This window comes from Asticcacaulis sp. P2_B1, assembly GCF_056404915.1.
In genome coordinates, this window is the sequence record NZ_JBFUDD010000001.1 from 651,708 (window position 1) to 663,912 (window position 12,205).

Annotated in this window: 16 protein-coding genes; 5 read left to right on the forward strand and 11 right to left on the reverse strand. The window is 60.4% G+C overall.

All coding sequences use genetic code 11. The features are described from left to right. Positions 1-138: 138 nt before the first annotated feature. Positions 139-1,377, reverse strand: coding sequence for a peptidoglycan DD-metalloendopeptidase family protein (locus tag AC1DX3_RS03045; protein ID WP_476987754.1), 1,239 nt, complete (start codon positions 1,375-1,377; stop codon positions 139-141). 237 nt (positions 1,378-1,614) lie between these two features. Here AC1DX3_RS03045 and AC1DX3_RS03050 point away from each other — a divergent pair, with 237 nt between their 5' ends. From AC1DX3_RS03050 to AC1DX3_RS03065, 4 genes are read left to right on the forward strand one after another with little or no spacing between them, the layout of a single operon-like run. Beyond that, positions 1,615-1,785, forward strand: a complete 171-nt coding sequence (locus tag AC1DX3_RS03050) for a hypothetical protein (protein WP_476987755.1) — start codon at positions 1,615-1,617, stop codon at positions 1,783-1,785. Between the two features lie 12 nt (positions 1,786-1,797). Continuing rightward, positions 1,798-2,235, forward strand: a complete 438-nt coding sequence (locus tag AC1DX3_RS03055; protein WP_476987756.1) for a hypothetical protein — start codon at positions 1,798-1,800, stop codon at positions 2,233-2,235. Between the two features lie 3 nt (positions 2,236-2,238). Then, a complete protein-coding gene (locus tag AC1DX3_RS03060) occupies positions 2,239-2,754 on the forward strand; it encodes an RNA polymerase sigma factor (RefSeq protein ID WP_476987757.1) in 516 nt (171 codons plus the stop codon). Then, positions 2,751-3,068: a hypothetical protein gene (locus AC1DX3_RS03065; protein WP_476987758.1), complete on the forward strand. Its 318-nt coding sequence runs from the start codon at positions 2,751-2,753 to the stop codon at positions 3,066-3,068. The genes AC1DX3_RS03060 and AC1DX3_RS03065 overlap by 4 nt, the downstream gene beginning before the upstream one ends. On the opposite strand, the gene AC1DX3_RS03070 is transcribed toward AC1DX3_RS03065, so the two are convergent. The 10 genes from AC1DX3_RS03070 to AC1DX3_RS03115 all read right to left on the reverse strand — a co-directional run bounded on the left by AC1DX3_RS03070 (position 3,065) and on the right by AC1DX3_RS03115 (position 11,640). Beyond that, on the reverse strand, positions 3,065-3,706 hold the full coding sequence (locus AC1DX3_RS03070) for a protein-L-isoaspartate(D-aspartate) O-methyltransferase (RefSeq protein ID WP_476987759.1): 642 nt from the start codon (positions 3,704-3,706) through the stop codon (positions 3,065-3,067). The two genes, AC1DX3_RS03065 and AC1DX3_RS03070, sit on opposite strands and share 4 nt — an antisense overlap. Then, positions 3,703-4,491 carry a 5'/3'-nucleotidase SurE gene (surE, locus tag AC1DX3_RS03075; RefSeq protein ID WP_476987760.1) on the reverse strand — a complete coding sequence of 263 codons (789 nt, stop codon included), beginning with the start codon at positions 4,489-4,491 and terminating at the stop codon, positions 3,703-3,705. Before surE ends, AC1DX3_RS03070 begins: the two co-directional genes overlap by 4 nt. A 318-nt stretch (positions 4,492-4,809) precedes the next feature. After that, complete coding sequence (serS, locus tag AC1DX3_RS03080; protein WP_476987761.1) at positions 4,810-6,243, reverse strand: serine--tRNA ligase; 1,434 nt, start codon at positions 6,241-6,243, stop codon at positions 4,810-4,812. Positions 6,244-6,398: 155 nt separating this feature from the next. Beyond that, positions 6,399-7,208: a twin-arginine translocase subunit TatC gene (tatC, locus tag AC1DX3_RS03085; protein WP_476988027.1), complete on the reverse strand. Its 810-nt coding sequence runs from the start codon at positions 7,206-7,208 to the stop codon at positions 6,399-6,401. 110 nt (positions 7,209-7,318) lie between these two features. Then, entirely contained in the window at positions 7,319-7,894 is a 576-nt protein-coding gene (tatB, locus tag AC1DX3_RS03090) for a Sec-independent protein translocase protein TatB (protein ID WP_476987762.1), read from the reverse strand. A 35-nt stretch (positions 7,895-7,929) separates the two neighbouring features. Further along, positions 7,930-8,118, reverse strand: a complete 189-nt coding sequence (tatA, locus tag AC1DX3_RS03095) for a twin-arginine translocase TatA/TatE family subunit (protein WP_476987763.1) — start codon at positions 8,116-8,118, stop codon at positions 7,930-7,932. Positions 8,119-8,305: 187 nt separating this feature from the next. Continuing rightward, a complete protein-coding gene (gene scpB, locus AC1DX3_RS03100) occupies positions 8,306-8,944 on the reverse strand; it encodes an SMC-Scp complex subunit ScpB (protein ID WP_476987764.1) in 639 nt (212 codons plus the stop codon). Then, a complete protein-coding gene (locus AC1DX3_RS03105) occupies positions 8,941-9,804 on the reverse strand; it encodes a segregation and condensation protein A (RefSeq protein ID WP_476987765.1) in 864 nt (287 codons plus the stop codon). Before AC1DX3_RS03105 ends, scpB begins: the two co-directional genes overlap by 4 nt. Position 9,805: 1 nt before the next feature. After that, on the reverse strand, positions 9,806-10,879 hold the full coding sequence (gene nagZ / locus AC1DX3_RS03110) for a beta-N-acetylhexosaminidase (protein ID WP_476987766.1): 1,074 nt from the start codon (positions 10,877-10,879) through the stop codon (positions 9,806-9,808). Positions 10,880-10,881: 2 nt separating this feature from the next. Beyond that, a complete protein-coding gene (locus tag AC1DX3_RS03115) occupies positions 10,882-11,640 on the reverse strand; it encodes an SPOR domain-containing protein (RefSeq protein ID WP_476987767.1) in 759 nt (252 codons plus the stop codon). Positions 11,641-11,883: 243 nt separating this feature from the next. Here AC1DX3_RS03115 and AC1DX3_RS03120 point away from each other — a divergent pair, with 243 nt between their 5' ends. Further along, positions 11,884-12,138 carry a GNAT family N-acetyltransferase gene (locus tag AC1DX3_RS03120; RefSeq protein ID WP_476987768.1) on the forward strand — a complete coding sequence of 85 codons (255 nt, stop codon included), beginning with the start codon at positions 11,884-11,886 and terminating at the stop codon, positions 12,136-12,138. Positions 12,139-12,205 lie beyond the last annotated feature (67 nt).

Here is a 12,205-nt window from a genome sequence, read left to right on the forward strand (position 1 = left end):
CCTCAGCGGCGGCGGGCGGTCGCCCTTGCCGAAGCGAAGACGCTTCGGAGAATTTTGCCACCTTACCTCTTCAACGCCTTGAAATAAAAAGGCCCCCAGCATTCGCCAAGGACCTTTAAGAGCATCTGTTATAGCGTTTTACTGCAAGACCAGATTGGGGTCGATCGGCCGGGCAATATCGGTCGAAGGCGTGTAGCGGATCTCGAAATGCAGTTGCGGCTGGTCGATCACGCCGGTCTGGCCGACCGTGCCGATAACCTGTCCCCGTGAAACCTTTTCATTGTTCTTCACGCTCATGGACGCCATGTGCGAATAGCCGGTGTACCAACCGTTCGGATGCTTGATATAGACGGTATTGCCCAGTTCCTTCACCTGGTCGCCCTCATAAACGACAATGCCATCCGAGGCAGCGCGGATCTCGGTGCCGGAGGACGCCTGAATGTTGATACCGTCATTGCGGACATTGGGCGCCAACTGACCGAACGGCACGAGGATGCGGCCCTTGACTGGCCATACGAACATCCCCCGGCCCATTTGCGCGATCTGGGCATTGGTCGGGAAGCCGGCAACCGGCGGGGTAACAACCGGAGTCGCCACCGGCTTGGCGGCCGGAGGCGGCGTGACCGTAGGCTTGGTCGCTATCGGAGCAGGCGTCGTCACGGCTGGCTTGGCCGGTGTTTTGACGGTCGTGGTGACCGTTGTCGTCACAGTCGGTTTGGCCGGCGTCACCGTCGCCGGTTTGGCGGGCGTTGTTGAGACAGCGGTCAGGGCTGCGGCCAGTTTGACCATACCGGCGCCATTGGCGTGCTCTTCGACGCCCTTGTCGACGGCCGAGGCCGGCAGCAGGATCTTCTGGCCAATGCGCAACGAAGCCGTCTCACTCAAGCCGTTGATATCATAGAGGTCACGCACCGGCACACCGAAACGGCGCGACACGCCATACAAGGTGTCGTGGGCTTGCAGCACATAAACATAGGCGGCGCGGGTGTCCTTGACAGGCGCTGCGGCTGTCGGTTGTGGCTTCACCGTCGCGGCAACGGGTACGGGTGTCGACACGGTGTCGTCTTCGGGCGGTGGCGGCGGCGGTGGCGGTGCCAGATCGGTCGTAGTGATGCCGCCGTTCGAGGCCATCGGCGTGACCGAGGGCGACGTATTGACTGGCGCCGGCGGCGCAACGTCGTCCCCTGCCTGGCCAACGGTCTCGACGGCTTCCGCCGGCTTGTCCTGCATGTAGATGGGATATTTCGGTTGCGGCATCGACGTCGTGGCGCAGCCTTGCAAGGCGACAAAAACTACACCGCACAAACCGGCCATGGCGATCTTAGCAGCGCCGCCAAGTCGTTTACGCGGCTCGGTACGGAGGTCTGGCGTGGTCATGTCGGGCTCCCTGGACATCGGATCAGCGTAAACAAGGCTTTAACAAAGGGTACTTTATGCGAACTTATGGATAACCAATCGTTACCAATCGGCCGACTCGGGTGCAAAATTCAGGCAAAAGGTGGATAAGATCAAAAAAATTTATCGTGTCCGCATCCAATCGCCGCAGCGGCGAACATTCAGTCTTGAAAACGGGCCGCATCCCTCTCCTAACCGCCGCCCGATGGAGACTTGACAATGGATACCCACGAAATCTGGCACTACTGGTGGCTGATCTTCCCGATCATGTGGATGGTGACATCCATCGTCCGCATGGTCATGCGCAACGAATACCGCCGGCAAAAATTGCAAATCCTCAAAAGCTATCTCGACCGTGGGCAAACCCCGCCCGCCGACCTCAACCTGTAAGGAATAGCGGTCATGGACAATGATACTTTCGCGCACCTGTTCAGCTCCTATTGGTGGCTGATCTTCCCTTTCTTTTGGATGATCTCGAGTGTTTTCGGCATGTTCAGCCATTACCGTCACAAGAGCGATACGCTGAAGCTGATCAAATCCTATGCCGACCAGGGCAAGGATGTGCCGCCGGCCCTGCTCGACGCCATGAGGGGCGATGATCGGGATGATCGCGACGATCGGGACGAATACCGGCGCGGCCGCTATCGCGGTTACAGGCGCGGCCCCTGGGCCCAGTTCGTCGTCTTCGCCTGTCTTTCGAGCGGCTTCGGCTTTGCCGGTTATTACGGTCATTTCGGCGAAGCCAACACCATCTTCCTCGGCCTGGCCGTAGCCTTTGGTATCGCCTCGTTCGCCATGCTGGTCGGCGGTATCATCAGCATGATGCAGGGAAAGAACTAGGCTTTGGAAGACCCGCTGATACTTCGCGCCAAGGCGGGTTCCGACGAAGCCTTTTCACGGCTGGTGGCTGACAATCAACAGGCGGTGCGGGCTTTCCTGCGCCGCCTGTGCGCCGTTCCGGACGATGCCGACGACCTGGCCCAGGAAGCCTTCGTCACAGCTTGGAGCCAACTTCACAAATTGCGCGACGGGGTGTCTTTCCGCACCTTTGTCTGCGGCATTGCCTACCGCAAGGCGCTCAATGACCGGCGCCGTTTTGCCCGCTCGGCGGGACGGGATACCGAATGGTACGGATTGCAGGATCAACACTTGATGTCGACCGCCGACACCAGGCTGACGGTCCAGGCCGCCTTGCAAACCTTGCCGCTTGACCAACGCGCGGCGCTCAGCCTGTGCGTCGCCGCCGATTACAGCCACAGCGAGGCCGCGGTGATATTAAGCCTTCCTTTGGGCACGATTAAGTCGCATATTCAGAAGGGCCGCGATAAGCTCAACGCCCTGTTAGGTGTAAAGTCATGAGTGATGATCCATTAAAAGCCCTGTTGATGGCCGACCCGGTCGCCGCCGTGCCGGCGCAGGATTTGAGCTTCGTGACCGAGGTCATGAAACGCGCCGAGCAACGCCGCCTGATCGAAGGCCTGGCGTGGGTTGCACTTAGCTTTGTCTGTGTGACCGCTGTCCTGTTCGCGCTCATGCCGTACCTCACCCCGGTTCTGACCGATATCGCACCGGCATTTCAACCGGTCGTGATCGTACTGACCATTGTCGGTCTGGTGTTCGTAGCGCTCGATCAAAGCCAGCGCTATTTCAAGGCCTACGGCTTCGGGCTTTAAGCCTCTTTCGCCACGCCTTCGATAAGCGGCACGAAGCGTACTTCCCCGAGATCCTCGGTGTGATAACCGCCATCCGCCGTCTTGGTGTAGCGCAGCAGGCGTTGGGTCGATCCCTTGCCTTGCGGTCCGACCATGACCCCCTTGGGTTTCAGTTGCGCCAGCAGAAGGGTCGGTTCGTCAGGCAGGGCCGCCGTCACCAGGATACGGTCGAACGGCGCCTGCTCCGGCCAGCCTTCCCAGCCGTCGCCGAAGCGATAGATGATATTTTCCAGCATCAACCGTTTATGGCGGATCTCCGCCTCGACCATCAGCGAACGATAGCGTTCGATCGTATAGACATAGCGCGCCAGCCGGCCGAGGATGGCCGTTTGATACCCGCTGCCGGTGCCGATCTCCAGCACGCGATGGCGGCCTTCGATCTTCAGGGCCTGGGTCATCAGGGCGACGATATAGGGCTGGGAAATCGTCTGGCCGCAATTGATCGGGATGGCCGAATCTTCCCAGCTGCGGTCGAGGAACAGCTCTGGCACAAACAGGTCGCGCGGCGTGTATTCCATGGCGTGCAGCACTTTTTTGTCGTCGATGCCCTGGGCCTTCAGGCCGCGCAACAGGCGCTCGATACGGGTCTCTTCGCTCATTCGGCCACCACCTTTTTGGGCGCAACGCCCCCCAGGGTCTGTTTCAGGCGATGCATGGTCTCGTAGTGTGTCAGGTCGAGGCACAAAGGCGTCACCGAGATGCGTTTTTCCGCCACGGCCTTCAAGTCCGAGCCGTCGACAAGGGTCTGGGCATAGTCGTGGAAATCGATCCAGTAATAGTCGCGGCCGCGCGGGTCGACCCGTTTGACGGCGTGCATTTCGTGCAGGTCGCGCAGGCCTTGCTTGGTGACCTCGACACCGGCGACCTCATCGGCCGAACAGTCCGGGAAGTTGATATTCATGACCACGCCGTCGGGCCAGCCGTGCGTCAGCAGATTGCTGATCACCGGCGCGCCATAGACCTGGGCCGATTGCCATTGCGCTTCGATATCGATGTCGAAATCGAGGCATTGCGACAAAGCGATCGAAGGGATGCCCAGTGTCATACCCTGCAGGGCGCCGGCGACCGTACCGGACAGCGTCACATCCTGGGCCAGGTTGAAGCCGCGATTGACGCCGGACAATACCAGGTCCGGTGGGCTGTCCATCAGGTCGTTGACGGCGATCTGCACGCAGTCGGTCGGGGTGCCGGAGACGCAGAAGCGCTTGTTACCGAGACGTTTGGCTCTCAGGGGATCGTGCAGGGTAATCCCCCTGCCCTTGCCCGATTGTTCGAAGGTCGGCGCGCACACCCAGACATCGTCGCTGAGCGCGCTGGCGATGTCGTAGAGGACCCGCAGGCCGAAAGCGTCGACGCCGTCATCATTGGTAAGAAGGATACGCATCCTGTCTCTCTACGTCGATTTGAATTGACGGCGCAAGGGCGGCGCGTGCGTTGCGGTGTAACTTTTCCGGTGATGGCCCGATTCGGAGTAGCCCGGTGCCTTATTGCTGAAAACCCGCACTCCGAATGGACCAGGGCCGGCCGTTGGCGGCCCTATGAAGGCATTCCGAAATGGTCAATCGACACGGGTTGCAGCCATCGATCAAAGGTATTTAAATACCACCGAAAAATCATTCGGAGTGTCGGTTTTTCCGCTAAATGGCCAGGACTACTCCGAATGACGCCGGCGGCACGACCAAAGCCGTACTCCATAAGGATTTTAGCCGATGTGGGTCAGGCCGCCCATATAGGATTGCAGCACCGAAGGGATGGCGATCTTGCCGTTTTCGTCCTGGTAGTTTTCCATAATGGCAACCAGGGTGCGCCCGACCGCCAGGCCAGAACCGTTGAGCGTATGGACGAAACGCGTGCCCTTTTCGCCGGCCTTGCGGGTGCGGGCATCCATGCGGCGGGCCTGGAAGTCGCCGCAATTCGAGCAGGACGAAATTTCGCGATAGGTGTTCTGCGACGGCAGCCAGACCTCGAGATCGTAGGTTTTGCGCGCGCCGAATCCCATGTCGCCGGTGCACAGCAACATGGTGCGGAACGACAAGTCGAGCTTCTTCAGGATGGCTTCGGCGCAATTGGTCATGCGCTCGTGTTCCTCGGCCGATTGTTCCGGCGTGGTGATGGAGACGAGTTCGACCTTCTGGAACTGGTGCTGGCGGATCATGCCCTTGGTATCGCGGCCGGCTGAACCCGCTTCGGCACGAAAACAGTTGGTCAGGGCCGTCAGGCGCAGGGGCAGTTCTTCTTCGGCCGTTATGGCTTCGCGCACCAGATTGGTCAGGGAGACCTCGGCAGTTGGGATGAGGTAATGCGGCGGGCTGACAATCTTGGAGCCCCTCGGATCTACTCGAAGGTGTATCTCATTTTCGGGATCTAAATATACCTCAACACCAGGTCCTTTTCGGATATATAAACCACTACCAAATTCACCGTTCTTTAGATCGTCTCGATCGGGCTTATAAAGAGAGGTGGCGAAGAAGAGGTCTTCCTCAAACTTTGGCAACTGGCCCGTACCAAATAATGCGTGCTCCCGGACTAATACTGGCGGATTGACTTCCAAATAGCCGTGCTCACCTGTTTGGACGTCGAGCATGAACTGGCCGATGGCGCGTTCCAGACGCGCCAGTTGGCCCTTGAGGACGACGAAGCGGGCGCCGGACATGCGGGCGGCGGCTTCGAAATCCATCAGTTTCAGGGCTTCACCCAAATCGGCATGATCCTTGGGGGTGAAGGTCAGGATATTCGGCGCGCCGTGTTTGCGGATCTCGAGATTGCCGTGTTCGTCGGCGCCTTGCGGTACGTCTTCGAACGGCAGGTTGGGCAGGCTCGACAGTTCGGCCTTCAGCTTTTCGCCGAGATCGCGTTGCTTCCCGTCTTCGCTTTCCAAGGTCGCCTTCAGGGCCTCGACCTCGGCCATCAAGGCAGCGGCCTTGCCCTCGTCTTTTTGCGCCTTGGCCTGGCCGATCTGCTTGGAGGCATCGTTGCGGCGGCTTTGGGCGGTCTGGAAGGCGGTTTGGGCGGCGCGCAGCTCGGTATCGAGGGCGAGCAGCCTATCGACATCAGCCTGGGCGGTTTCGCGGTTGCGCGACGACCAGCCTTTGACGAAGGTCTCAGGATTTTCGCGTAGGGCTTTGATATCGTGCATGGTCGTCGCCTGGTCTTGAAGCCGGGGCTTGGCCCCTTCCGTGGATGCAGGTCTTATACGGTTTTGCGCTGACTCGACAACATCAAATGGCAGCGTGCATGCTATTCAACATCGTGGCACCGGCCTTGCCGAGCGTCAGTTACGGGTCAAGGGTGCTAAGCACCCTTGCGTCTGAGTTCGATCACTTTCACGCACAGGATCGAGATTTCGTAAAGCAGAACGATCGGTATGGCCAACAAACACTGGGAGATGGGATCCGGCGGCGTGACGATGGCGGCGACGACGACGATACCGAGAATGGCGTAACGGCGCAGCGAGGCCAGCATCTTGGAGGTGACAATTCCGGCCAGACCGAGGAGCGTAATGATAATGGGGAGTTGGAAACACAGGCCGAAGCCGATCATCAGGGTTTCGACCAGTTCGAGATATTCCGACACTTTCGGCATGAACTGGACGGTAACGCCGCTTTCACCCATGATCTGCTGGTTCAGCGAGAACCACAACACCATCGGCAGCATGATGAAATAGACGAGCGCCATGCCGGCAACGAACAGGATCGGCGCGGCGATCAGGAAGGGCAAAAAGGCCATGCGTTCGCGGCGGTACAATCCGGGAGCGACAAAGCGGTATAGCTGCCAGGCCAGGACCGGAAAGCTGACGATAATGCCGCCAAACATGGCGAGGCGCAGCTTGGTGAAGAAGATTTCAAGCGCGCCGGTCGAGATCAGATTGGCGTTGGCGCCGGCGGCCAGCTTCTTGATGCCCATGAGGACCCACACCAGGTCGAAGGCGCCGCCCTTGCCCCCCGTCTGCTTCTGCTCGGCATAAAGCGCGTTGGCGACCTGGAAAGGATGGACAAGAAGTTCGTAGATGGGCTTGGCGAAGATGTAGCAGATGATGACGCCGATAACGAAGGCGATGGTCATGGTAATGATGCGCTGACGCAATTCCAGCAAGTGGTCCATCAGAGGCGCGCGCGACGCCTCGATCTCGGCCTCATCCGCGGCGTACGGGTCGACGACCGGGCTGACGAGATTGCGCTTCGACTTGTCTTCGATGATCTGCGGCGTCTTCGTCACGATACGGTCTTCTTGCTGGCGGCGCGTTTGCGTGGCTTGACGGTGGGTTCGACCAAGGGCTCTGGCCCAGACTCCGACACGGGCTCCGGGGTCGGTTCCGGCGCCACATCAATGATCGGCGCGGACTTGCGGGCGCGCGGCTTCTTGATGACGATTTCGGGTTCTTCCGGCAGGATGGCCGGCGGGGCAACGCCTTCGCCCCACTTGGGCGGCAAGCCGTCCAGTTGAGGATCGGCCAGTTGCGGGTCGATTTCGGGCGCCGGCGTGAACGGCACGGAACGCATATTGGTCTTGATATCGGTTTCGATGGCGCGCATCTGGTCGTTGACATCGCCGATGATCGGCACGGACTTGCCGGTACGCAGAGCCTCGACCTCCTTGCGCAGGTCGTCGAGCTCGCTCTGTCGCGCCATATCGTCGAAAGATTGACGGAATTCGTCGGCCATGCGGCGCATCTTGCCGACGAACTTGCCGAGTTCGCGCAGCAACTTGGGCAGGTCCTTGGGGCCGACGACAACGAGGGCTACGATAGCAATGACGACGAGCTCACCGCCCCCGACACCGGGCACCATGTGAAAAGCTTTCTCTTTAGTTCAGAACGTTACGATTAAGCTTTAGGCTCGTCTTCGACCTTCTTGGCCTTCTTGTCGTCTTCCGCGTCGTCCTTCAGGCCGTCCTTGAACGCCTTGATACCTTTGGCGGCGTCGCCCATCAGGTTGGAAATTTGACCGCGGCCACCGAACAACAACAAGGCGACGACAGCCACGATCACGACATGCCAGATACTGATACCCATAACTCATCTCCTATACGGACCGTCTCACATTCACATGGTGACGGACCTTAACAATATCAGCCCCGATTGGGGCAATTTGTGCCCTTATAAGCGCAGATCAGCCTTACTTGAAAGATAATTTTAGCGCGTCACCGCAGCGAACAAGGAAATCTTCGGCTATGAATTCTAATGCCTGGCCAATGGCATCCTATTCTTTGAAGAAATCTTGCGCGAATTCCACCTCTTCGAGATCGTCCAGTGAGGCGGCGTCCTCCAGGGTCTGGCCGGAGGATGGGTCCGGCACCATGAAATCCGCCGGTACATTGATATCGAGCAGGCCGGCGGCGCGCATTTCGGCGGCGCCAGGTAAATCGGCTAGGCTGGGTAGGGAAAACTGCTCGAGGAAGGCGTCCGTCGTGCCATAGGTGACGGGCCGGCCGGGCGTGCGACGCCGCCCCCTCAGCTTGATCAGGTTCATCTCGTGCAGGACATCCAACGTTCCGCGCGACAGGMCGACCCCGCGCACGGCTTCGATTTCAGCGCGCGTGACCGGCTGGTGGTAGGCGATGATGGCCAGGGTCTCTAACGCGGCTTTCGATAGCCGCCGCGGCTCTTCACGCTCCTCCACCATCAGATAGCCGAGATCGCCATGGGTGCGGAACTGCCAGCGGTCGTTGATGACTTCGAGGGTGACGCCACGGCCGGCATAGCGGGCTTTCAGGCCAGCCAGTGCCCGACCGACATCGCTGCCTTCCGGCAAGCGATAGGCCAATTCGGCGGCCGACAACGGGCCGTCGGCGGCGAACAGCAAGGCTTCGACGGCGCGCTCTATGTTTTCCGGAGTCAAGTTGTGCCTCCCATGATGGCTTGGCGTTTCCGCATATAGAGCGTCTCGAAGGTCGCCAGTTGCTGGAGTTGCAGGTGGCCTTCCTTGGCCAGTTCTAGCGAGGCCGACAGAGTCGAGGCCATATAGGAAACGCGGCGCGGACCGGTGGCCGTGCGCGGATGCGGCGCCACATCGTCAAGGGCGGTCCAGTTGGTCAGGCCAGGCAGTTTACCGCGCAGGTGATCGCGGGCATCTTCCAGCGAATAGGCCTCGATACGGCGGGTCGGGTCGTAATGACGCTCGATTTCGCGGCGGCGCTGGGTGACATAGGCGCTCATCAGGTCGAAGACATTGGCCTCGATGCGCGACGACGGAATGATGAGGCGCGCTTCCGGATCGCCGCGGCCAAAGACGTCGCGCTTCAGCTGCGGCCGCGAGGTCAGGGCCTCGACCGCCTTGCGCATGGCTTCGAGCTTTTTCAGCCGGAAAGCCAGGGCCTGGGCCAGCTCTTCCGGCGCCGGTTCGTTGGTCGCCTTGCGCTCGGTCTTGGGCAGGAGAAGACGCGATTTGAGATAGGCCAGCCATGACGCCATGACGAGATAGTCGGCAGCCAGCGAAAAGCGCAGGCGGCGGGCTTCCTGGATGAAGGCGAGATACTGCTCGGCCAGCTTGGTGATCGAAATCTTGAGCAGGTCAACCTTTTGCGAGCGCGCCAGGGCCAGCAGGACGTGCAACGGGCCTTCGAAGCCATCGAGATCCAGGACCAGGGCATCGTCGGCGGCAATCTCTTCGGGGGTGTCGGGGCCCTGACCGTCAAAATCCAGCCGGCGTTGTAAAACGTCGTGTTCTAGACCTTTGGGCGGAGCGTTTTCGCGACTCATCCTATGGTGCGACCGTGGAAGAATGGCCTTCGGTCGGATCGGCCCGCACTTCCATGGCGCCGGCGCGTGCCAGGGCAGCGTCGAAACGGGCCCGCGCCGCCGCCGGGTCGAGCGGCTCCGGCGAACGCAGGATACGCGCAAAGGCGGCTTCGGTGCGGCGCAGGGCCTGGCCCTTCAGCCTGGGCGCCTCGGCGACAATCTGCACCATCTGATCCATCTCGCCGTTACAGTGCAGGAGGACATCGCAGCCGGCCTTCAGGCTGTCGCGGGCGCGCTTATTGAGCGCACCGGATAAGGCATTCATCGACAGGTCGTCACAGACCAGAAGGCCGTCGAAACCCATGCCTTCGCGGATGACCGTGATGCATTTTTTCGAGGTCGTAGCCGGCCGTTTCTTGTCGATGGCATCGTACAGAACATGCGCTGTCATCGCGATCGGCATGTCGGCATTGACCTGGAACGGATAGAAATCGATCTCGACCAGTTGTTCCAGCGGCGTGTCAACGCGCGGCAGGTCGGTGTGCGAGTCAGCCCCTGCCCGTCCGTGACCGGGAATATGCTTGATGACCGGCAGCACACCGCCCGCCAGCAGGCCTTCGCAGGCGGCACGGCCCATGATCGCCACATCCTGGGCGGTCCGGCCATAAGCGCGATCGCCGATAATATCGTGGGCGCCCGGTTGCGGCACGTCGAGCACGGGGGCGCAATCTACATTGATACCCAGCACATGCAGGTCATGCGCCATCAAACGGGCGCCGAGACGCACCAGTTCGCGTTGTTCGCCGGCATCATTGCCGATTTCGGCGAAACGCGCCGCCGGCGGATAATCCGGCCAATGCGGCGGACGCAGACGGCGAACGCGGCCGCCTTCCTGGTCGATCAGGACCAGGGGCTCATGGTCGACGCAGGCTTTCAGCGCATCGACAAGCGTCTTCAACTGCTCCGGGTTGTCGATATTGCGGCGGAAGACGATAAAGCCGAGCGGTTGGTGAGCGCGGAAGAAGTCGCGCTCTTCGGCCGTCAGCTCAAGACCGCTGCAGCCGAAGATACAGGCGCGGATAGACGACTTGCCCACCGTTAGCGAACGATACAGTCATGGCCGGCGGCCTTCAGCGCCGAGCAGAAGGATTTCGCCTTGTCGACGCTCAGGCCCGTAAAGGCTGTGCGATAGAAGGTGCCGCTGGCGGTTTCGACCTTTTCGATCTTCTTGCCGGCGCCGCCGACGAACAGACCGTAGGACGACGCAACCTTGGCATATTCGCCGTTGGCGATATCCTGAGACGTAAAGGCGCCGATCTGGACGGAAGCCGTCCCCGAAGCCGCGACCGGCTTGGCAACGACCGGCGCGGTCACGACCGGCTTGGCGGCAACCGAGGCGGAAACGGATGAGGACGCCGCGGCGACAGCGCCCGGTACCGGCGTGGCGTCGGTTTGCGACGGCAGCCCGCCCTGGATGGGCGCGACGGGCGCCGGCGCCAGATTTTGGTCGTCGGCCGTGGCGCTGCGTATACCCGGGCTTTCGGTGCCAGGCGCGAACTTGGCGGCGCCGCTGGCGTCAGAACCATCGGTCAGGTCGTTGTCGTCGAGCGGTTGGGCATCGGTCACCTTGCCGTCCTTGAAATCGCCCAGGCTGTCGCCGACTTCCGGCACGACCTTGTTGTGATTGGCAAAGCCGGCATTATAGAGCAGCACAGCGACCAAAAGGACGACGACCAGGACGATACCGCTGATGATCAGGGTCAAGGGCGCCTGATCGCGCGACGCCGTGCGCCGCGTTTCATAGCTCAGATTGTCTTCGGTCGGCGGCGAATAGGTGCCACGATCCTTATCCTGCATGGGTTTGTCCTTGGCGATACCGCCAGTAAAAAAATGAGTTAAGCCTGATTCCCCTTTAGGCAGGCGCAAGATTACAGACTGACAGACGATTTTGACACCCCTGTGGCGAAAAATGTCCACAGGTGCAAATAAAAACCGGCGGGCCGCCGGCTCCGACCATGTAACCGGCAAACCCGCCATTCGGAATTGCGCCTTTATGGTGATGCCCCCATATGTCGAGGACGAAGACTCAAGGAGAGCTCCATGGCCGTGACAGACAATATCGACGCCCATCGTTTCGAGTTGGCCGTGGACGGCGATACGGCCTTCGCCGATTACCGCGTCGCCGATGACACCCTTTATATCGACTATGTCGAGTCGCCCGTGCCGCTGCGCGGAACCGGCGCCGCCGGCAATCTGATGGAGGGCATCATGACGATTGCCGCCCAGAAGGGTTACGCCGTCGTGCCGATCTGCGGTTATGCAGCGGCCTGGATGCGCCGGCATCGCAAGTTGTGATCAATCTTGATTACATTGATACCCGTCGGTATGATCGAGCGCGCCGCCACCTAAAAATAAGGGCTTT